24 protein-coding genes are annotated in these 20,841 nt (G+C 48.6%); 13 read left to right on the forward strand and 11 right to left on the reverse strand.

Features of this window, described 5'->3' with window-relative positions; translation table 11 throughout:
- Nucleotides 1-27: 27 nt before the first annotated feature.
- Genes AC0L4K_RS01635 through AC0L4K_RS01650 form a run of 4 tightly spaced genes read right to left on the reverse strand, consistent with a single transcriptional unit; the run spans nt 28 to nt 4,655 of the window.
- Complete coding sequence (locus AC0L4K_RS01635) at nt 28-729, reverse strand: hypothetical protein (RefSeq protein WP_473268001.1); 702 nt, start codon at nt 727-729, stop codon at nt 28-30.
- On the reverse strand, nt 726-3,368 hold the full coding sequence (locus AC0L4K_RS01640; protein ID WP_417225141.1) for a PqiB family protein: 2,643 nt from the start codon (nt 3,366-3,368) through the stop codon (nt 726-728). Before AC0L4K_RS01640 ends, AC0L4K_RS01635 begins: the two co-directional genes overlap by 4 nt.
- Nucleotides 3,365-4,027 carry a paraquat-inducible protein A gene (locus tag AC0L4K_RS01645; protein WP_417225139.1) on the reverse strand — a complete coding sequence of 221 codons (663 nt, stop codon included), beginning with the start codon at nt 4,025-4,027 and terminating at the stop codon, nt 3,365-3,367. The genes AC0L4K_RS01640 and AC0L4K_RS01645 overlap by 4 nt, the downstream gene beginning before the upstream one ends.
- A complete protein-coding gene (locus AC0L4K_RS01650) occupies nt 4,020-4,655 on the reverse strand; it encodes a paraquat-inducible protein A (RefSeq protein ID WP_417225137.1) in 636 nt (211 codons plus the stop codon). The genes AC0L4K_RS01645 and AC0L4K_RS01650 overlap by 8 nt, the downstream gene beginning before the upstream one ends.
- A 307-nt stretch (nt 4,656-4,962) precedes the next feature.
- Between AC0L4K_RS01650 and pdxH the strand changes: the two genes are divergently transcribed.
- Genes pdxH through AC0L4K_RS01670 form a run of 4 tightly spaced genes read left to right on the forward strand, consistent with a single transcriptional unit; the run spans nt 4,963 to nt 7,016 of the window.
- On the forward strand, nt 4,963-5,616 hold the full coding sequence (gene pdxH, locus AC0L4K_RS01655; protein ID WP_417225135.1) for a pyridoxamine 5'-phosphate oxidase: 654 nt from the start codon (nt 4,963-4,965) through the stop codon (nt 5,614-5,616).
- A gap of 22 nt (nt 5,617-5,638) precedes the next feature.
- Nucleotides 5,639-6,322, forward strand: a complete 684-nt coding sequence (locus AC0L4K_RS01660) for an alpha/beta hydrolase (RefSeq protein WP_473268002.1) — start codon at nt 5,639-5,641, stop codon at nt 6,320-6,322.
- The gene (locus tag AC0L4K_RS01665) at nt 6,323-6,784 is read left to right on the forward strand and encodes an FKBP-type peptidyl-prolyl cis-trans isomerase (protein ID WP_417225131.1); all 462 of its coding nucleotides are present in this window, start codon (nt 6,323-6,325) and stop codon (nt 6,782-6,784) included.
- Nucleotides 6,785-6,824: 40 nt separating this feature from the next.
- Nucleotides 6,825-7,016: a YqaE/Pmp3 family membrane protein gene (locus tag AC0L4K_RS01670; RefSeq protein ID WP_417225129.1), complete on the forward strand. Its 192-nt coding sequence runs from the start codon at nt 6,825-6,827 to the stop codon at nt 7,014-7,016.
- Nucleotides 7,017-7,182: 166 nt separating this feature from the next.
- Here AC0L4K_RS01670 and AC0L4K_RS01675 read toward each other — a convergent pair whose 3' ends face one another.
- Entirely contained in the window at nt 7,183-7,443 is a 261-nt protein-coding gene (locus tag AC0L4K_RS01675) for a hypothetical protein (protein ID WP_473268003.1), read from the reverse strand.
- Nucleotides 7,444-8,106: 663 nt separating this feature from the next.
- On the opposite strand from AC0L4K_RS01675, the gene AC0L4K_RS01680 reads away from it, so the two are divergent.
- The 5 genes from AC0L4K_RS01680 to AC0L4K_RS01700 all read left to right on the forward strand — a co-directional run bounded on the left by AC0L4K_RS01680 (nt 8,107) and on the right by AC0L4K_RS01700 (nt 11,267).
- Nucleotides 8,107-8,229: a hypothetical protein gene (locus AC0L4K_RS01680; protein ID WP_417225126.1), complete on the forward strand. Its 123-nt coding sequence runs from the start codon at nt 8,107-8,109 to the stop codon at nt 8,227-8,229.
- Nucleotides 8,230-8,580: 351 nt separating this feature from the next.
- Nucleotides 8,581-9,165, forward strand: coding sequence for a TetR/AcrR family transcriptional regulator (locus tag AC0L4K_RS01685; RefSeq protein WP_417225124.1), 585 nt, complete (start codon nt 8,581-8,583; stop codon nt 9,163-9,165).
- 67 nt (nt 9,166-9,232) lie between these two features.
- Nucleotides 9,233-9,769 (forward strand): hypothetical protein, encoded by a 537-nt coding sequence (locus tag AC0L4K_RS01690; protein ID WP_417225122.1) that lies wholly within the window; start codon nt 9,233-9,235, stop codon nt 9,767-9,769.
- A 113-nt stretch (nt 9,770-9,882) separates the two neighbouring features.
- Nucleotides 9,883-10,800: an SPFH domain-containing protein gene (locus AC0L4K_RS01695; protein ID WP_417225120.1), complete on the forward strand. Its 918-nt coding sequence runs from the start codon at nt 9,883-9,885 to the stop codon at nt 10,798-10,800.
- Nucleotides 10,801-10,802: 2 nt separating this feature from the next.
- Nucleotides 10,803-11,267 (forward strand): NfeD family protein, encoded by a 465-nt coding sequence (locus AC0L4K_RS01700; RefSeq protein ID WP_473268004.1) that lies wholly within the window; start codon nt 10,803-10,805, stop codon nt 11,265-11,267.
- A gap of 82 nt (nt 11,268-11,349) precedes the next feature.
- Here AC0L4K_RS01700 and AC0L4K_RS01705 read toward each other — a convergent pair whose 3' ends face one another.
- The 3 genes from AC0L4K_RS01705 to bufA2 all read right to left on the reverse strand — a co-directional run bounded on the left by AC0L4K_RS01705 (nt 11,350) and on the right by bufA2 (nt 13,567).
- The gene (locus AC0L4K_RS01705) at nt 11,350-12,156 is read right to left on the reverse strand and encodes an HvfC/BufC N-terminal domain-containing protein (RefSeq protein ID WP_473268005.1); all 807 of its coding nucleotides are present in this window, start codon (nt 12,154-12,156) and stop codon (nt 11,350-11,352) included.
- Nucleotides 12,156-13,007 carry an MNIO family bufferin maturase gene (gene bufB / locus AC0L4K_RS01710; protein WP_473268006.1) on the reverse strand — a complete coding sequence of 284 codons (852 nt, stop codon included), beginning with the start codon at nt 13,005-13,007 and terminating at the stop codon, nt 12,156-12,158. Before bufB ends, AC0L4K_RS01705 begins: the two co-directional genes overlap by 1 nt.
- Nucleotides 13,008-13,102: 95 nt before the next feature.
- Nucleotides 13,103-13,567, reverse strand: a complete 465-nt coding sequence (bufA2, locus tag AC0L4K_RS01715) for a BufA2 family periplasmic bufferin-type metallophore (RefSeq protein ID WP_417225112.1) — start codon at nt 13,565-13,567, stop codon at nt 13,103-13,105.
- A 330-nt stretch (nt 13,568-13,897) separates the two neighbouring features.
- Between bufA2 and AC0L4K_RS01720 the strand changes: the two genes are divergently transcribed.
- The gene (locus AC0L4K_RS01720) at nt 13,898-14,866 is read left to right on the forward strand and encodes a DUF6635 family protein (protein ID WP_473268007.1); all 969 of its coding nucleotides are present in this window, start codon (nt 13,898-13,900) and stop codon (nt 14,864-14,866) included.
- 34 nt (nt 14,867-14,900) lie between these two features.
- Here AC0L4K_RS01720 and AC0L4K_RS01725 read toward each other — a convergent pair whose 3' ends face one another.
- On the reverse strand, nt 14,901-15,272 hold the full coding sequence (locus tag AC0L4K_RS01725) for a YacL family protein (RefSeq protein WP_417225108.1): 372 nt from the start codon (nt 15,270-15,272) through the stop codon (nt 14,901-14,903).
- Nucleotides 15,273-15,645: 373 nt separating this feature from the next.
- Between AC0L4K_RS01725 and AC0L4K_RS01730 the strand changes: the two genes are divergently transcribed.
- Nucleotides 15,646-16,602 (forward strand): diguanylate cyclase, encoded by a 957-nt coding sequence (locus AC0L4K_RS01730; RefSeq protein ID WP_473268008.1) that lies wholly within the window; start codon nt 15,646-15,648, stop codon nt 16,600-16,602.
- 202 nt (nt 16,603-16,804) lie between these two features.
- Here AC0L4K_RS01730 and AC0L4K_RS01735 read toward each other — a convergent pair whose 3' ends face one another.
- Together AC0L4K_RS01735 and AC0L4K_RS01740 are read right to left on the reverse strand one after the other, a co-directional pair.
- Entirely contained in the window at nt 16,805-17,392 is a 588-nt protein-coding gene (locus AC0L4K_RS01735) for a CBS domain-containing protein (protein WP_417225104.1), read from the reverse strand.
- 55 nt (nt 17,393-17,447) lie between these two features.
- On the reverse strand, nt 17,448-17,783 hold the full coding sequence (locus tag AC0L4K_RS01740) for a hypothetical protein (RefSeq protein WP_473268009.1): 336 nt from the start codon (nt 17,781-17,783) through the stop codon (nt 17,448-17,450).
- A gap of 387 nt (nt 17,784-18,170) precedes the next feature.
- On the opposite strand from AC0L4K_RS01740, the gene AC0L4K_RS01745 reads away from it, so the two are divergent.
- Nucleotides 18,171-18,632: a hypothetical protein gene (locus tag AC0L4K_RS01745; RefSeq protein WP_473268010.1), complete on the forward strand. Its 462-nt coding sequence runs from the start codon at nt 18,171-18,173 to the stop codon at nt 18,630-18,632.
- Between the two features lie 381 nt (nt 18,633-19,013).
- The gene (locus tag AC0L4K_RS01750) at nt 19,014-20,648 is read left to right on the forward strand and encodes a methyl-accepting chemotaxis protein (protein ID WP_473268011.1); all 1,635 of its coding nucleotides are present in this window, start codon (nt 19,014-19,016) and stop codon (nt 20,646-20,648) included.
- Nucleotides 20,649-20,841: the final 193 nt, after the last annotated feature.

Consider the following 20,841-nt stretch of genomic DNA (forward strand, 5'->3'; position numbering starts at 1 on the left):
CAAATGAGCCCGCCCCGGCGATTAGCGTCAGATGGGCAAGAAGGTCATCGAGGCAGCGCTTTGCACCACCCGGGTGATATTACGGTTGGTTGTATCGGCAATGAGCAGGGCCATCATATCCTGCAGGCTGATCATCTTACCAAATAGTCGTTCATAACTGAGGTTGCGGATGCCGTTTGTGCCTAAGCCATTACTAAGAATATAACGTTCGCCGCGATCATCTTTACGGTTATTCAGCTGCCAAGAGACGGTCTCTAAATTGCGGGCGCTGTTATACAGTTTCTGCTGATCGATCTCATCGAGTAGGTAAAACTCGTCCTGATAGTTATAGGCGGCATACAGCATACTGCTGATCCCCGCCATTAAAGCAAACACTCGGTCACCCTCAAATGCCTCATTAAAACTCAGTGAGATGGCGGCGGTGCTTTTAGCACCGTTGAGTTCGCCAAAGCCTTTAATGCGCTGATCACTGAAAATTTGATCTAAACGTTTTTCTACCGTGGTGCCTGGTGGTGCTTTGGCCAGCTCCCGAGGGTTACGTTTATACAGTTTTATGGTTAGTTGGCGACAGAGTTTGCTAACCTCTTGGATATGCATATCGGTGACACTGTCGATATCACTTTTAGCCAGATGGCTCAGTTTGAAGTTATTCGCCGAGTTAGTGGCGCAGCCGGCTTGTAATAGGCATACCGTTACTAGGCTGAGCTGTAGTAATTTAATGGGCTTCACTGGTCAGGGTCCTGCTCATAAAGCTCAAATTGAAAGCCAGAACTGACGGGCTGATTGTTTTTGGCTGGGGTGCTAAAGGCGATGCCTCCCTGTACCAAGCTTTCCAAATTGGTTGTTTCCACTTTTAATCCTTTAAAAATGCCAAATTCTGCATCAATACCGCCGATGTTCCAGAATTTACTGTTTTTGCTGACCAGCGATTGATAGCGCGGTTTGATATTAACAAACAGTTTTACGCTCTGGTTATCGTCGCTGAGTTCATATCCCGAAACATAACCGACCGGCATCCCACGGAAGTAAATATTACTATTAATATCAATAGAACCGAGCTGCTGTGTTTGCAAGACAATATTGAGTCCGGGTAAGTTTCGGGTCGCGGGGGCTTCGGCTAGTCCGGTAAAGCTGAGTTGTTGATCGCCATCACCGGGCAGGGCTTCGATATGGTTACCGGCGATCAATGTTTCGGGATAATCGATACCCGAGAGGTTTATGCGTGGCGCGGCAACCCAGAAACGCGTGCCTTGCCGGGCCAGTAAACGGCCTTCCTCGGTAAGGGCGATACGGGTTTCAGCGCGGCCTTGGCTATCAAGCAGTCGTACCTGCTCGACAGTCCCGAGGATCACTCCTTTAAAATAGACCTTGGCGTCGACGGTGATATTGGGGCCGGGTGGGAAGGTGACGGTGATATCTGGCCCCCCTTGTAGAGCCTTATGTTGTTGATTATAAAGTTTAAAGAGTTGGCGAGGCTTGGCTGTATGGCCACCGTCGCTGAGATTAGCGAAGGCGATACCGCCGCGTAGTAATGTCTGTACCGATTCACTGTGAATTTTAACGCCATTGCGGCTGAGGCTAGCGTCAATGCCACTGGCATTCCAGAAACGACTCTGATCGGTGACTAGGTGGCGATAGGGTTTATCGATCAGTAGGTGGATGATGACACTGTCATCCTTAGCGAGAGCGTAATGGCTGACGGTACCCACAGGTAGCTGCTTATACAGCACCGGTGCGCCGCTGCTAATTGAGCCGAGACTATCGGCCTTGACCCTCAGGGGGAGTTTATCGGCGTTTTCCCGATATAACAGACGGCCCTGTTGGCTGGCATTATCGAAGTTACGGAACAGGTGGAAAGGGTGTTCCTGCTTGACGGCTTTCTGGTCTTCGGTATCGGGGGTGAAAAATGCAATGCCGCCGTTAATGACGCTGCTGAGCGAGCCGCTATCGAGTTCCACGCCATCGACCCCGGCAGAGACTTTAATACCACTCTCTTCCCAGAAGCGGCTGTTGTGTTTGATCAGTGAGGCGTACTGTTCTTTGATGGTGGCATAGATCATAACGTGATGACCATCGTCGCTCAGCTCATAGCCGCTCACTTCACCCACCGGAATTTGGCGATACATCACTGGAGAGCCGTAATCCAACGAGCCTAAGCGGTCGCTTTCTAGGCGAATATTCAATCCGTCAATCCCTGGCCGATAGGCGGGTGGGCTGTTGAGGGCGGTGAAATCAAACTGCGTTTCACCACTACCCGGTTGCAGAACAATCGCCGCGCCTTGAATGAGATCGCCAATGTTTTGTAAACGATTCAGCGACAGCTTCGGTGTGGGCAACCAGAACTGGCTACCGGCGCGTAACAGTGGCCGGGCTCGTGGATCGATAAGCAGGCGGGCGTTGAGGGTTTGCAAGTCTTCGCTCAGCTGCAGATGTTGTACGCGACCGATACGAATGCCTTCACTGATGACTCGAGTGCCTTTGCGTATATCGGTGCGGGCTGGAAACTTCACATTGACCACGATGCCATCTTCCGCCGCTTCAAAGTCAGGAAATAGGTGGAACTGATGCTCTGGCGTGAGTTTGCTCTCATCCCCCGGTGGGGTATAGAAACTGATGCCCCCGGCGATAATGGCGGCTAATGAGCCAAAGCGTAGGTCGATACGGGATAGGTTAGCCTTCAGGCTAATACCACTGGCATTCCAAAAGCGCGTACTATCGGTGATCAAGTGGCGGTAGGCTGGCTCTATAAACAGCTCAATGCGAATCCCTTCGGAGTTGTTAGCTAGACCGAAGTTAATCACTTCACCGACCTCAACCTGACGGTAATAGACTTTTGCGCCGCGCTGAATCGATTGCGCCGAATCGGCCAACAGAGATAGGTAAAGCCCCTGTCGGTTCTTCAGCGGTGGCGGTGGCTCATTGTCAGCAATAAAACTGTAGCGCTCATTGCCTTTGCCGGGCTGTAGTTCAATGTAATAACCCGATAGTAGGGTATCCAGCCCTTTTACGCCGCTGAGGGATATCTGTGGTTTGACCAACCAAAAGCGGCTGCCTTCCACTAGAATCTCTGCCGCTTCTTTCTCCATTTCGATCATGGCGGTGACGCTCTTCAGATCTTCATTGAGCTTCAGCGTTTTGATCATGCCCGCTGGGAGGCCGCGATACATGACCCGGGTGACGCCGGCTTCCAACCCTTCTGCGGTTTCAAACTGAACCTCGATCATGATCCCGGCATCTTGGTAGCTTTTGACCACTAGCCAGCCGGCAATAACGGCGGCGAGAAAGGGTAACAGCCAGACCACAGAAGGCGCGCGATGGCGTTTGACCAACGGCGTCGCGGGGGTGTTATCAGTTTGAGAGGTGCTCATGGTGTGTCCTTTTGATCGTCGTTAGCGGGTAGATCCGTAACGCCGTTATCCCAAATCAATCGTGTGTCAAAGACGATAGCAGAAAACATCGTTAGCAACACGACCACCGCAAAAGCGGTGGCCCCATCGTTGCCTTCGATGTGGGCAATATTACCCAGTTGTACCAGCGCCACCAAGATGCCGATGACAAAAATATCCAGCATTGACCAGCGTCCGATCCACTCAACGATGCGAAACATCAGGGTTTTCTGTCGTAAGTTGGTTTGCAAGCGAAACTGCACCGTGCACAGCAAAATAGTCATGGCGATGATTTTTAATACCGGCACCACAATACTGGCGATCAATACAATCAGGCCAATCAACAGCATATCTTGATCTAGTAGATGGAGAATGCCGCTCAGAATGGTGCTCGGCTCGCCCTGACCAAAGGATTTAAAGGTCATAATGGGCAACAGGTTGGCCGGCAGGAATAGTAAAACTGCAGCAATGAGGCTCGCCCAGCTCAGGTTCATCGAATTAGGTACTCTACTGTGCAGTCGGGCACCGCAGCGATCGCAATGCTCGCCCTCTAAGCTGAGTGGGTGGAGTTTTTCACAATCAATACAGAGCAGATAACCGCTCTCTCGGGCGCTCCTAAATTGCGGTCGTTGATCACTCATTAGACGCTGCCTTTTGCCGGTATAGGTCGATCTCGTGCCAGATCTGGTGAGGGTTAAAAAACACACTGCTGAGGGTGGTGATAACAATCAACGCAGCCAAGCTGTAAAGTCCTAGGCCAATTTCAAGATCGGCAATATCTTTCAATTTGATAATCGATATCAATACGCCGAGCAGAAAGATCTCCAGCATGCCCCAGCCGCGTAGATGTTGATAACCATGCATCGCTTGACGTAGCAGCCCGCCACTCCGGTGATAGTGCAGGGAAAAGCTGATATAAAACAAAATCACTAGCTGAAATAGCGGCACCACAATAGCGAACAGTAAAATCAGCAGCGCCACCAATACCAGTCCGCCATCGAAGAGGGATAAGGCGCTTTGAAAGATAATTTCACTCTGGCTCTGACCAAACACCTGTAAGCTCAAAATAGGAAAAATATTGGCAGGAATAAATAAAATCAGGCCGGCGATTGATAGTGCTAATAGGCGCTCAATGCTGTTGATGGTGGTGTAATAGATACGGGCATGGCAGCGGGGACAGATAATATCCTCGTTGGGTTGGTTTGCGACCCGTTCCATCAGCAGATCACATTCGTGACAAGCGATCAGTTGTTCAGGTGTGCCATGCATTGCGATATAAACCGTTGCCGAAAAACAGAACTCAGAGTATGCCAGATTTGTGGCTGCAACCCATAGTCAAATGGTGGCAGCGTTGAATCGTTAAATTAACTGTCTCAAATCGCGGCGTTAGGGTTCGCTATGCTGTGGCTAAGAGCGAGTCGCCTTGAGTTTTTACGGTGATGTCTTACGGGGCGGATCTCCGTGATGTTGGCGCCATTGTGCAGTATTATAACGGCTAAAGGGTCTGCGGTTGTGTTGTGATATCCGCCCGCTAGCGCAGATGATCCATTCGTATGAATTAATTGTCAGGTTATCTATGAGTCAATCCGATCAGGGTGATTTTAAAGCCCTGCGCCGTGAATATGTGGCGCACCCTCTTAACCGGTCAGATTTGGCGGCCGATCCGGTACAGCAATTTGCAGACTGGATGCAGACGGCCACCGAATATCGTCCCGATGATGCGACTTCCATGACGCTGGCGACCGCCGGTGCGTCAGGGATGCCTTCGGCGCGTATTGTGTTGCTGAAACATTTTGGTGCGGACGGCTTTGCTTGGTATACCGATTATCGTAGCCATAAAGGCCAGCATCTCGCAGAAAACCCTCAAGCGGAGCTGATGTTCTACTGGTATGGTCTTGAGCGGCAGATCCGTATCCAGGGGCGGGTAGAGAAACTGTCACCTGAACAGGGTCGTAAATATTTCAATGAGCGCCCCGTCGGCAGTCGCCTGAGTGCCGCTATCTCCCATCAAAGCTCGGTGATCGACAGTCGAGAAAGCCTTGAACAAGCGGTCGTTGAACTGCAGCAGCAACATCCCGATGGTGATATTCCTTACCCTGAATGTTGGGGAGGTTATCGTTTAATACCCAGTCGTTTTGAATTCTGGCAGGGGCGGGAAAGCCGCTTACATGATCGCTTCAGCTACACGCTGATGGATGGTCAGTGGCAGATCGATCGACTCGCCCCTTAAGTGCTAACGGAATATTAATAACATGACTGAACAATTCTTATCCTGCGTTGAAGTTGAACCGCCCCAGCCGCCGGTTGCCAGTGTTATCTGGTTACATGGGCTGGGCGCCGATGGCCATGATTTTGAGCCGGTAATTCCGGCACTCAAGCTGCCGGCAAACCTGCCGGTGCGCTTTGTCTTCCCCAATGCCCCGGTGCAGCCGGTTACCGTCAATGGAGGCTGGGAGATGCCTGCTTGGTACGATATTCTGGAAATGAAGCTGGAGCGCAAGATCGATGTTGATGGCTTGTTGCAGTCTGTCAGTCAGATAAACCGTCTAATTGAGCGGGAAATTGCCCGGAGTATTCCGGCGAATAAGATCGTCCTCGCTGGTTTTTCTCAGGGCGGAGCCGTGGCCTATCATACCGCGCTCTGTTTTCCACAGCGGTTGGCGGGCTTGCTCACTCTCTCAACCTATGTCGCAACGGCGGAATTAATAGCACAGCATCGCAGTACGGCTAACCAAGGGATCGCCATTGCGATTCATCACGGTACGGCTGACGATGTTGTGCCGATGGTGCTTGGCCAACAAGCCAATGAATTATTGCAACAGTTAGACTATAAGCCCCAGTGGCATAGCTGGCCGGTTGATCACGGTCTGTGTGTGGCCGAGATTGAATCGATCGGTGCGTGGCTGACTGGACTATTAACGATGGAAACTATTTAAATGAATATCAGTAACAACTGCTATGTCGAGATTCACTATGCCCTGTATAACGCTGCCAAAGAGGTGGTTGATAGCTCCCGTGATGGCGAACCTTTGCCGTATATTCAGGGCAGGGGGAAAATTATCCCTGGCTTAGAAACGGCGTTGGAAGGCCGCGCTGTTGGGGATAAGTTTAGTGTCACCATCGCCCCTGAACAGGGTTACGGCGAGCGGGATGAAGAGCGAGTGAGCATTATCGATGCCGAATCTTTTGCCGGATTTGATGACATCCATGAAGGCATGCTGTGTCAGGTTGAGGGCGAAGATGGCGAGCCGCAACTGGTGACCATTATGCAGATCGACGCTGAAGAAGGCGAAGTGACGATTGATGCCAATCACCCTTTTGCTGGCCAGACACTGGACTTTGAAGTCGAGGTTATCTCTGTACGTGATGCGACAGAGGCCGAGCTGCAAGCCAGCTGATACGCTTTCCCCTAGTTAATAGATAAGAGGAACATAGACTATGCGACTACTGTTAGCGCTGCTGTTACCTTGGTTACAATTTTTTACCATTGGCAGACCCTTTGCTGGCATTATCTGCCTGCTGCTACAAATAACGATTGTTGGTTGGCTGCCCGCCGCTATTTGGTCTGTTTATGCTCTGAGCCAATATAAAACAGATCAGAAAATAGACGCTGCCTTAGGTGGCAAATAACCTCGCCATCGTTATCTCGATGCATTAATGCACCGGTGCTTCTTTCGATCATCGACTGAAGTGCCGCGCACCATCCCGCCTGTCATCATCCTTTTGGCATTATATGCTGAGATCATTACTACGCCGATGCTTCTGTCTCGGTGATCTGGGCTGTTATCTGTCTTACTTATACCTTTTCTTGCCATTCCATATCGCCAATTTGAACATTCAGCCATTCAAAGCCGATACGTCGAGCCACCGCCGCCGCGCCATCGAGGCTCTTAAATTCCCGTTCTTTACGTGAACGTTGCAGATCCAGCGTTAGCACTTCGTTCTGTTTTGTAATGAATTTTAGACGCCAACCCCGAGCAATAGAGACCGGTGCCGCCTGGCAGGAATCAAACACGCCCGCTTTAAATAGGAGCTTAATTTCTCTTTCTTGCATCATCAATACCTTCTTTAGTGATGTTAAAAATAGATTAAGTTAATTATATAATAATTTTTGATTTATCAAAAGTTTATAAGGATATTCGTTAGTTTTTAACTCATTGTTTATTAAGGATTTTTTTGTGATTTTGTGATAGCTTTCCAGGATGGTATTTTTGTTGTTTAAGTTGCTGATTTTAAAAGATATTTTTATTTTTTTTCGTGATTGTATTTATCAATACCTACAGCGTAAATGGATGGTTTTAACTATCGTAAGAGAATTATGATTATTCATTATCTATTTAAGCGTCTTCTATACTCTGTATTGTTATCTGGAGGATTGGTTTCTCACGAGGAAGAAGGATGGGCCTAGCACCTGCACCAAGGGATTGGCTGTTTTACCGGGGTAGAACTCAGCCTGGTGTGGTGCTATTAAGTATTGATATCAGTCTTGGTGTAAGTACTGCTGGCCTAGCGGTTATATAGCTGTGAGGTGATGGTTCTAAAGAAATACTGTATAGGCTCGGCATCAGATAATTATGTCGGCGCAGTGTGGGACGGCGTTAAAGGTATAGATGATCGGTAAAATCAGTTATGAGAGTACTTATTGAGTTATATCAATATTCTCTTCGGATATCAGGAGTAATATCAGTCTTAAGGTTGAAACACAAAAAAGGTAACTGTTATGGATCCGTATACGTTCGAAACGCTGTGGCCTAGTTTGCTAGGAGTTGCCGCAATGGCTGGCACCATGATCTGGGCGTTTATCAAAATTCGCAAACTCATGAACGAAGACGGCAAGAAGTAATTGCTGGTCTGAACAGCATGATTGAATCACAAAGGGGCCGCATAGCGCGGCCTTTTTAGTGCCTGAAATAAGCGCATTGTTGGTAGCCTCAGGCTGGTAATCATCAACGGGCAATGGTTGCCTCTTTCTTTATTCCCCATAAAGAGCTCTACTTGTCGTGCATTTAATGCTTGTACTTCACAACTATCCACTCAATGGTTATGGCAACGATTGTATTGTCTCGACCTGTTGTTAAGGTAGGAGCTGATCCCTATCGGCTGATTTAAGGGGGCACGGGTTAGGGATAAAGATTGATTTTGAACAACTGTTCAGATTAATATCTGATCACAGGTCCAGTTTAAAGGTGCCGCGATGGCAAATGTAGCAAAATACAATCGAGAAGACGTGATTCATAAGGCAATGTTGCTGTTTTGGGAGCGAGGCTATAATGGCACCTCTACTCGAGATCTGCAGCAGGCGATCGATATGCGACCGGGCAGTATCTATGCTGCGTTTGGTAGTAAGGAGCAACTCTATCGCGAAGCGTTAGTCTGTTATTCCAAAGAGATGGCCGATGTATTAGCACAGCGGATCGCTAGTACGGGTTCCCCTTTGGCGGGCCTTGAGATGTTTTTCCGCAATGTGGTGATCGACCAGTGCAATACAAACCCCAGTGAAGTCTGTATGTTGGTTAAGACGCTGACGGAGGTGGGTGATGATCACCCGGAGCTGATGGCCTTATCACGGGAACTGCTTAAACGTACCGAGGATCGTTTTGCTGATATTCTGCAGCAAGCGAAAGATCAAAACGAGATTGCTGAACATGCGAATCCACGTATTTTGGCCAGGCATCTGCAAGTACAGATGATCGGTTTGCGGATCTATATGAAAACCAGCCGTAACCCCGAGAGTCTTAGCGAACAGATCACGACCATTTTTTCTCATTTGAAACGTTAATGATTCAGGGTTTGGTTTATTAAACGATAGTGGGCACATTAAGTTAGCTCAAGGTTGAAAGGCACAGATGAAACGTATCAATAGGCGATGGATCGCAGCCCTTATGGCGCTGTTACTCAGTAGTTCGGTGTTACTGTTATCCGGTTGTAATGACGCTGAGCCCGAGCAAAAGAAGCCAGTATTGCTGATTGATGCGGCAGACCCTCAAGTATTTGTACGTCATATCGTCGGTGAGTATCTGACGATTAGCGATGAGCTTGTGACTCAGTATCAGCAGTTTAAAGCGGCGCAAGATTCTAATGGTTTTGTTCTCTTTCGTAACCGTCATTGGACGCCTGCTTATATCGAGAGCAAAGAGAGCTACGGTAAAACACTGTTCAATCAAAAGGCTTACATCTACCGACATCAGCTCAATGGATTATTTGATCTGTTTTTTGAGCTGCAAAAATTGTCGCTGTTGCTCAAACATAGCTTATTAGATGAAGATTGGGCGCTGGAACAGGAAGCGATGGCGCGTATTGCCGAAGATCGTATATTGATGATGCAATATCTTAAAGCGGAAAATACAGGCAAACGTGCGTCTGGTGTTCCTGCCGATGGCTAAAATCTTAGCCAAGACAAACATCGCTGTCAGCATATGAATCGCGTATATTAAGGGTGTTTTGGCTGCTGTTTGTTTAAAGGCCTACTTCTGTGTGAATGTAAGGAAGAATACTGATGTATGGATTTGAAATTTCAATTGTTGTGATTGTGATTTTTGCGTTGGCGTTGATTTTTGCCGGCGTGAAAATGGTTCCCCAAGGTCATTGTTGGACGGTTGAGCGGTTTGGTCGCTTTACCCGGTCATTACATCCGGGTTTGCACCTGTTGATTCCGATTGTTGATGCGGTAGGCTCAAAACAAAACATGATGGAGCAGGTGTTGGATGTTCCACCACAGGAAGTGATCAGTTCTGATAACGCAATGGTTACGACTGATGCGGTGTGCTTTTTTCAGGTACTTGATGCCGGTAAGGCCGCTTATGAGGTGAATGATCTGCCTCGGGCGATGCGTAACCTGGTGATGACGAATATCCGTGCAGTGTTAGGCTCAATGGAACTTGATGAGATGTTATCTAATCGGGATGCCATCAATATTAAGTTGCTAGGTAAGGTCGATGAAGCGACCGACCCTTGGGGTATTAAGGTGACGCGTATCGAAATTCGCGATATTTCACCGCCTCAGGACTTGGTTGATTCCATGGGTAACCAGATGAAAGCCGAGCGGGATAAACGGGCGACGATTCTGGTGGCCGAAGGTCAGCGGGAAGCGGCAATTAAAGTGGCCGAAGGCCAGAAGCAGGCGGAGATTTTACGGGCAGAAGGTGACCTTCAGGCGGCAATTTTGAATGCTGAGGCACGGGAGCGTGAAGCGCAAGCAGAAGCCTTGGCTACTAAGGTGGTCTCTGAAGCGATCAGTGAAGGTAATCAGCAAGCGATCAATTACTTTGTGGCGCAAAAATATACCCAAGCGTTACAAGCGATTGGCGAAGGCGAGAATAGCAAAGTGGTCATGATGCCGTTGGAAGCTAGCAGTTTGATCGGCTCTATTGGCGGAATTTCTGAATTGCTCAAACCCACCAAAGCGAAAGATTAACGATGGCTGATTGGTTTAATACCTTGACCCAATGGCACTGGCTGATTCTTGGCACGGTATTATTGATTCTGGAAATGCTCGGGGCCTCCGGTTTTTTGATCGGTTTGGCCGTGGCGAGCTTAGTGGTGGCGGGGACGGTTGCGCTGGGTATGATCGATAGCTGGTCATATCAGTTGCTATTGTTTGCCCTACTGGGCATCGGCTTTACGGTACTCTATTGGCGTGTGTTTCGCTCCTTTAACCGGCACACTGATGAGCCGTTGTTGAATGATCGGGCGGCGCAGTTGATAGGGCGTAAGTTTGTCTTGGCGCAAAACCTAGATAACGGTCAAGGACGAGTGCAGGTCGGCGATACGCTATGGAAAGCGGAAGCTGAGGCCACACTCGTTGCTGGAACTCAGGTTGAGGTTTACGCCAGTGAAGGGATGGTCATTAAGATCCGTCCGTTAGGCAGTGCTAACGGTTAATGGCTTCACTTAAAGGTTCAAGTTAACAGCAGATTCTCTCATATACAGCGTAACCCTTTATTGGGGGTACGCTGATCTCCCTTCAAACAATATCTAAATGTGGTGTTTGGCCGTGATTCAGTTGATGTATCCAGCCTAGTTCGAGCCAGCGAAACAATATCGTTAATAGTTCCGCGGCTGCGGCGTTTTCATTCACCTGGGCGGCAACCAGTTCTGCCGCTTGTGAAAAATCACCACCATGCAGAAAGCAATTCAACAATGCCTGCTCTAACGGTTCAGCGGAACGAAACTCTGTGAGTCTTTCGTGGTTGCGCCAAACGACCCAGCATTCAGGCTGTGGCAATGGATCCGGGGGTTGTCGTTCCATTTTCAGGGCTTGCCAAATCTCGACGACATTGAACGGGGTGTTAAACAGTTGCAGGCTTGGATGAAATCGCAGTTGCAGCGTGGGCCAGTGTTCCTGTGGCGTCTGCTGCAGCGTGGTTGCCGTCACTGTATCGCGGTCGGCGGCATCAAAGGCGGTTAGTAAGCAGCGTTCAAATCGTGCTAATTCGGCAATCTGGGGATGCTGACTAAAAAACGCATCATGGCGTAGATAATCTGGTAGGGGATCACAATAGTAGCGCAATGACCGATAGGCGCTAGGCGCGGCATCGATGTAACCTTGGCTTAGTTGATCAAACAGTTCATCCCCGAGATAACGACCTAACACGGGGTGATCATTATCGATCACTTCCCGTAGGCGGATACGATAACCGCTTTGATAGATCGACAAGCGTTGCTCGGCATTGAGTTGATCATCGCTATGGATGTACTGAGTAATCTCATCGCTGCCGTTAAGTAGTGCCTGCATCATCTGCTGCTGGCGTTGATGTAGGGATGATGTCATCAGCCGGCAACCTCGCGTATTGGTGGTTGAAAATCGAGGGTTTCAGCGGCGATTTGACGGGCAATATTCAGCTCGTCAAGCAGCTCATTGAGTGGGGGAATATTATCATCCCGTTCGATCATGGTGCTAACGGGGCCAAAACGTTGCAGTGCTTGGCGGTAAAGCTGCCAAACGGGGTCACAAATATCGTGATCGTGGGTGTCGATAACATGGGTGCCGTAATCGCTGTGTCCGGCTAAATGAAACTGTCTAACCCGTGCGGGGTTGATCGAATCAAGGTAGGCCTCAGCATCAAAATGGTGGTTACGGCTGCTGACATAGACATTGTTTATATCCAGCAACATAAGGCAGTCGGCTCGCTCGACAATTTCGTTATAGAACGCCCATTCACTCATGGCCGAATCGGTGTAGCTTAGATAGCTGGAGACATTTTCCAGTAATAACTGTCGACCAAGGTTGTCCTGCACTTGCATAATGCGTTCGGCAATATGATTGATGGCCTCTTCGGTATAGGGCATGGGCAGTAGATCATGGCTATTGATGCCATCGAGTCCGGTCCAGCAGAGGTGATCTGATATCCATTCCGGCTGTACTTCATTGGCTAATTGTTTCAGCCGTTGTAGGTAATCTTTATCCAAGGGTTCGGTAGAGCCAATCGACAGGGATACCCCATGCATAACCATCGGGTAGCGTTCACGGATGGCTTGTAAGTAATACTTGGGCTTACCGCCGGCGACCATAAAATTTTCTGAGATGATTTCAAACCAATCTACCTCGGGGTGAGTATCCAGCACATCCTGAAAATGTGGGGTTCTTAAGCCCAGTCCGAAACCTAAATAATGGTTGGTCATGAGATCTCCTGCAGAGAAAGTCGAACGCCCCGGAGGGCGTTCATACTGATAGTACTGGTTTAGCGGTGAGTCACTGTGTGAGTGATAGGCTTAACTTACTTGGTTGTACCGCCGATATCGTCACAAGATTTTTCGGTGGTCATAACAAAGCCGGTGCCTTTACAAGAACCCTGTCCTTTACAGGCATTTTCCGCTGTTTTACAGTCATTATGGCCTTTACAGACATTAATACCAAAACACTGAGTGAGTTCTGCTTTAGCAATTTGATCGCGCCAGTCATCACGCACGGTTCCGCCGGCATCAGTACAGGCTTTTAATGGCATAGAAACAAAGCCCTGACCTTTACAGGCGGATTGTCCTTTACAGGCATTGTTCGCCGTTTTGCAGTCATTGTGACCCTGGCAGGAGTTAACACCATAGCAATGTCCAAGTTCAACGGTATCACCGCTGGTCATTGGGGCGGTGCTGGTGGCGGCAGTTGCGCCCATGCAGCCTGCTAGGCCTGCGGCTGCAACGGCGATAGCCGCACCGGATAAACCACTTTTCAGATTGGAGTTCATTATTGTTTTTCCTCTGGTTGAGTAGCCACTCTTTTGGCTCAAAGTTAATGAGAGTGGGTAATTAAATTGCTAATGAGTGTGCTCGTAAGGTCTTTATTAAACGCACTGCTAAGGTGCTGGAATAAGAAAATCCTTATCGAATGCAGGGCCAGTATTGATGACTAACTTGAAATGAACCTGAAAGTGGCTGTGTTTTTGTCATCTTAAGTCGTTAAACTACTCAAATTGATATAAAGCGGGGAAACCTTTGTGTTTTTTCTCGGTCTTAACTGCTCGGTTTGGGCCGTGTGCGTGAATAAGATGTGTCAGGTTTCTAGATGTTAGGGCGATATGCAACTTCCAAAGATTGTGGCTGAAAGCCAGGCTCAACGACAGCAAGCTATTCAGCAAGCGGTACTGAAAGGGATTCGCGCCTACTTCAGCGATTGTCGTAGCCGCGTGCCGAGCTTTGTTGCTACACACTTTCGATATCCAGCGGCGCTGGAAACCAATCGGGTGGCGTTTGGCTTGGATATTCTGCGCGCCCCGATTAATCTTTTTTGGGCCCCATTGTTTGCCTTGGTTAGCCTGCTGCGTTTCTTGGTCGGGCGTTCTGCGCGGTTGGGCTGGCTACACCGTTTGTTCGGGCGTTTTCCCGCTGGCTTTACCACTCAGGTGCAAACCCATATCAGTGAATTAGTGCTGCGTGATTTACTGCAGCATAACCAGCCGGATGCCTCGTTGAGTTGGTATATTGCGGAGGCGTTACGTGAGTTATATCAGCAGCAGAGTGATGTCTGTGTCGATATTGCTCACTTTCATCGTCAGGCGGAGCCCATTATTGAGGATGCCTTGGCACAGTATCGGGTGACCCGCACCGCTTCGGCGGATATTACTAACACATTGTCATGCACGGTATTGGGGGCGTTCGCGTTTCAGAAGTTTACCCCCGGTGGTATAGGTATCGGTTTGATGCTGGCGAGTATGATCAGTACCCAGCTAGCCAGTCGAGACTTTCTTTTGGGTGAAACCCTAGGCAACCTCTATTACAGTGTTTTTCCCCCTTCGCCGTCGCTGACTATTACTTTGGCAACGATCGCAGGCGTTTTGGCGGTGTTGTCGGCGGGGGCTGCTTTGAGTGGGGTGATCTCCGACCCAGTGCAGGCCGCATTGGGGCTGCACCGTTATCGTCTGAATAAGATGCTTCGGCATATGGAGCAGGATATGCTCCAGCAAAGTAGCAATAGCTTCCGCCCTAAAGATCAGTATCTGGCGCGAATTATGGAATGCTTTGATCTGATTCGCGCCGGGTTGCTATAACGGGTTTTATTGGCCTGGCTTTGTCAGCATCCGGTTAGGCCGGCGCGGTAAACTGCTGCCAGCCTTGTAAGATCTCGATAAAGTCATCGAGTCCGCAGCAGGCAGTCGATTCTTGATCGTAGTACACCAGATTGTCTTCCGGTTCTTCGGTGTCATCGTATGCATCCAGCGCATGGGCACGGACGATGGCTTCATCTTGATTGAGTACCAGATTATATTCCGACCCTTCCATTAGATATTCGCGCCGTTGCTGCTGTTGCAGCTCGGTGGTGATACGTAATAATTCGGCAATAACGGGCTGGCGGCTTCTGAGTTCATAGGTCAGCCAGTAACCTAGGGCTTCATGGCCCATCGAAAACTCAGCACAGTATGCGCCATAAATATCGTGGGTGAAATCGTAGTCCACAATCGTGCTCCGTAGATAGTGAAGGTTAACCTTAATCGCATAGTTTAACCGGGTTGGGAGAATAGCACAGGCGGCCTGAATAGCGCAGCGATCAGCGTGTTGCTGATGAGAGGAACATCAGTTTGAGTGTGTGAGCTGCTGTTATTGTCAGACTGCAGTATCGCTTACGGGCGAATCGTCGCTAATTAGCATCATTATTGTTTTCGGCATTTAGTTTATATGGATACATTTATCAGATTGGTTAATGAATAGTGGAATCTTGATATCAGTACGTTATATTTAACGGCTAGCATGGTCGTAAAATAAGTTTGTTGCTTATGCTAGGGGTGGATAATAGCCCTTTAGATTCATACGCTTCAAGGAGTTAGATAGCGTGAATGACCAACAAGATGATATCTACAAAACGTTACTGGAGTCGACTAAGGCGATTCCTTGGCGGGTATGCTGGGAAACAAAAACCTTTGAATACATTGGGCCGCAGATCGAGGCCCTGTTAGGTTGGCCTCAAGACAGTTGGGTCACCGAGAATGATTGGCTTAATCGTATCCATGAAGATGACCGAGAAAAGTGCATCAACGACTGTATCGCATCGAGCCGTTTTGATGACTATGAACTGGATTATCGGGCTCTAACCGCAACGGGTGAGAGTGTCTGGGTGCGGGATGTTGTGCATGTTGTGCGCGAAGACGATGGTGCGATCAAAGCACTTATCGGGTTTGTATTTGATATTTCAGATCGAAAAGCGTTAGAGGATGACCTTCAGCGAGCGAATAAAAAGCTGGAGGTGCTGTCGTTTCAAGATGGTTTGACCGGTGTTGCCAATTGGCGTTTGTATGATCAGACGTTAGCGCGGGAATGGGCTCATGCGGTACGTAATGATGCGCCTTTATCGCTGATTGTTGTCGATATTGATCAATTCAAAGATTATAACGACCGCTTCGGTCACCTCTTAGGTGATGAAGGTCTCAAGTCAGTGGCTAAAGCCTTGCAGGGTGTTGCTACCCGTTCAACCGACTTTATTGCTCGCTATGGGGGCGAAGAGTTCGTCTTATTGCTGCCCGATACCGGGCGAGAATCAGCCTATGATATTGCCCAATATTGTTTGCGTGCAGTACTCGACCTTTCAATTACCCATCCGGGGGCTGAAGCGGGGCACTTTCTCTCGATCAGCGCCGGGGTTGCCTGTGTACAGCCCCGTCTTAATGGTGATCGCAGTTGTTTATTTGAGACCGCTGATAGGATGTTGTATGAAGCGAAACGTAGTGGCCGTAACAAGGTTGTTTGTAGTTGGCCGCAAGAGATAGCTCGCCAAGGGCGTGAGCTAAGCTAGATATTAGCGAACGACTGGTGACTAAGATTAACTGAGGTTGTGCTAAATCGATAATAAAAAGCCCGGTATCAGAACCGGGCTTTGATAGGCAAGCCATTCACTTCAGTTGGTCGTGGCTTGCTTTACTACTATTCGGACATCACCCCGAACAGTAGCCCCTTCAACTGGTGTTTTTTGGCTTTATTGATTGTCTCGGCTTTTCTCAAGTATCTCGGCCCGCAAACAATACATCGACAACCTCACGGAAATGCGCCGCCCGCTTGGAAATTTCGACCGGTATCTTCAGGCGACGAGCGATATCACTGGATGAAATGACACCGCGTATCTGATGCTTCGCGCTATCCACTACCAGCATATGTGGGGTGCCGGTGTGTTGTAAGGTACGCATCAGGTCGCCGATAGAGGCATGGTTTACTTCCGATAGCGGTATGGCATGTAAGCGATCACGGGGAGTCATTACCTCTTTAATAGAGATATCGTGCCGCTTCAGTCCTGCGGAGGTGGCGATACTCATGGCCGAACGGCTTTCCAGATCGGCAATGGTGAGCAGTCCGCGAAAGTTTTCATCTTTATCGATGACCAATACCGAGCGAACATGCACTTTACGCATCATCTGTCGGGCTTCATCGATTGAGACATCCTGCTCCATCATCAGTGGTTGTACTTTCTCGAAATCAGTTACCACTTCGATGGCTGGGGTGTCGAGTGTGTATTCGTGCAGTTCCTTTGGACTAGCGATATGGTCGGAAGCATTGAGTAGAATCGTTTTTAATTCATTGTAATTATTCATAGCATCATCCTGCCTTAATGGCGGTCATCAATTAGATAAAATAGTGATGTGAAAATTAGCTAAAAACGGGTGGGGCTCTTGTGCTGGGGGCTATCCAACGAGGGTTGGAGGGGTGAAACGGGTTTTCTTGCTGTTCTGTGGGGGGATTGAACCGTAACGTATGATTAGTGGTTGAAACTAGCAGGCAGGGTTGATCGTTATCGCCGTTGGTGGCGGGTAATAACATCTGCTCGGAAATACTTTCATTGACGGATAATAGCTGAGAGGCAAGGGGTTCGAGTGCCAGTCCACGGCTTTGCATCGCTATCAACACCAACAACAGCATCAGCGCGAAGCCATATTGGCTCGTGCGGGTGGGTTGAGGTGAGGTGATGCTGTCAATGTGCTTCATGAATTCCAGTGTAGGCTAAAATTAACAGCGGGGGAATCCTGAAACGGAAAGTTTGTCGATCGTTAGGTTTATTGAATCGCTTTATAGGCTGCCTAAAGGAAATTATGTGCCACATCTGTTGCGATATTGATCAATATCAAGCGGCAAATAATGGCCGCTGAGTTTGTGCCAATATGGGGCTATCGCCCGATTTTAAAGGGTTTGTTCGCTGTTTGAGGCGTGCCGATAAGGCATGAATGTTAAGTTTTGTTAAGTTAGGTTAAGTCGTTGTTAAGAAGTGCAAAGTCGCCATAGAAGTAAGGATAAATCAGCGCCAAGTGTTTTTTCCGGTATATCCTTTGCAAATTCCGATAGCTTTAAATCATATTAATCGGCAAGGAGAACGCTATGAGTATTACCGGTATTCAGGCGGGCGGTACTTCAATGATGGAGATGAGAAAACCTCCTTCACCTGAAGATCTCGCCCAACAAATGGTAAACGCTGTCGAAGAAGGTAGTGTCGATGCGGAAACACTGGTCGCTAATTTGACCTCGCGTTTTGGCGACGATGCCTCTTCGGTACTGGCTGAGGACGGCTCTATTGATGTTGATGAATTAACGTCATTGTTAGCCAACAATGCCCCAGGCAACGGAGGTGAAGCCCAGGGTATGGCTCCGCCACCGCCGCCACCTCCTCAGGGGATGATATCCAGTGAAGAGTTGCAGTTAAAGTTGACCGAAGAGTTTGGTGAAGAAGCGGTTGCTTCGATTTTTGATGAAGATGGCTCAGTTAATTTTGATGAGCTGATTTCACTGTTTCAGAGCCAAGAGAGTTCTACCACCGGTATCCTGCTGGATACCTCGGCCTGAGCCTAAATTTGAAGAGCGCTGTTTGTACCGTTCGCCCCTAATCATTGGGTCTTAACGTCGTTAATCGATGGTATCTTTTGCGATCTATCCAAACCCGGCCTTTGTGCCGGGTTTTTGCTGTAAGGTCTTTATTAGCTTATTGATTTTAATGGATTTTAGCCAGAAATTAGAGCTAGGGGGGAGCCATGGGTGATTCCGTCTGTCCTATAACATCAAATTGGGTAAATCATTGATTGTAGTGGCAAGGAAACATTATATGATACCTATCAGGGAGTTCGACACCGATAGGGAATATCTTAGCTATTGAATTTAGGGTTTGTTGGAATCCGAGCCCGTCTTAAGTCAGGCCTTCTGGTATAGGTTGGGTCTGCGGAGCTGTCTATGCTTTTAAAGGGTCTATCTATTCGCCGTAAGCTCATGCTTACCACCATTCTTCCGGTGCTTGGTATTGTTATTATCATCGCCACCTCACTCAGTCAACTCCAAAGCGCCAACGATGGCGTTGATCGTATCTATGAAGAGCGTGTACTACCGCTGAAAGATTTAAAAGTGATTGCCGATGAGTATGCGGTGTTGGTGATTGATGCGGTTAATAAGGCAAATGCCGGTATTTTAACCGGTGCTGAAGCCTTGCAGGGGATTCAGACTGCGCGAAAAACCATTACTGGGAAATGGCAGGATTATCGGGCGCACACTCTAACCGATGACGAGCTACAGATGGCAAATGATGCGGAGCAACTCTTTGTGGTGGCTGATCGCTCATTAGATAAGCTTGAAATGGGCATCAAACAGGTTGGTTTAGGCAATATTAAGGGCCAGTTAGATGCTTATGATGGCCCGTTGTATAAAGATATCGATCCGATCAGTGATAAAATTTCGACGCTCATTAATCTGCAATTACAGATTGCGGCCGAAGAGCGAAGTAACGTGCAAGCGGTGTATAAAACCTCATTAACTATTATGTTGGTGTTGGGCGCCTGCTTAATGGTGCTCTTAGCGTTGCTCGGATTGTTGGTGTATCGTTCAATCCGGCAGCCGCTGGATGCACTCCGTTTTGCTATGAATGAGGTTGCTCAAAAGTCCGATCTTACCGCCACAGTTGAGGTGAACAGTTCAGATGAGCTGGGCAAAATGTCTGAAAATTTCAATCAAATGCTGGCCCATCAGCGTCTGTTAATTGGTGGTATCAGTAGTGCAGCGCTGCAACTGGCCTCCGCCGCCGAAGAGATGTCATCAATCAGCGATCAGACTAATAAAAGCATCGGTAGCCAGCGGATGGAAATTGAGCAGGTTGCGAGTGCCATGAACCAAATGGTATCAACTTCCCAAGAGGTGGCAAAAAGTGCAGAACAGGCGGATAGTCAGACGAAACTAATGCAGGAACAGGCTTATCAGGGCAATGGGATTGTCTCGGCGGCAGTTGCCTCTACCAACAGTTTGATTGGCAATGTCGCACAGGTGTCCCAACGTATTTGCGCGGTGGAAAAGAATAGCGAAAATATCGATTCAATCATCAATGTGATTAAAGAGATAGCTGATCAGACCAACCTGCTAGCGCTTAATGCCGCCATTGAAGCAGCCCGAGCTGGTGATCAAGGTCGGGGTTTTTCGGTGGTTGCTGATGAAGTTCGTACCTTAGCCCTGCGTACTCAACAATCAACAACAGAGATTCAGACCGCGATTGAACGTTTACAGGTGGATACCCGCTCGGCAGTCAATGCGATGGAACAGAGCCAGGCAGAAGCAGAGCAGACCGGTGGGAAAGCGGCAGAGGCGGGCAATGCGTTGCAGGGTATATCTGCTGCGGTATGTATGATTACCGATATGAATACCCATATCGCCTCGGCCAGTGAAGAACAAACCAGTGTAGCCGAAGCCATCAACCGTTCACTGGTAGCGATTAACGATTCTGCCCAAGGCTCATCGGAAGGCGCCCAGCAATTGTCGATCGCCAGCGATGAGCTGTCAAAACTGGCGGCAGAGTTAAACACCAAGGTTGGCCAGTTTAAAACCTAGGGACGCGTTGCGATTCGCTAGAGGCTTCGGCGCTTGTGAGTCGCTCGCAAACGCCAGTAAGCGGCATACATAGGTGCCAGTTATCGGCCTTAATTTTGCCTCAGGGTTGAGAGAAGAGTACTAGCAGAGTACATTCAGGGTTTGTACAACATAACTCGTCACCAGATTGCCTGTGCAATCATGTAGTTGGTCA

This window comes from Amphritea sp. GJ51-11, assembly GCF_055808735.1.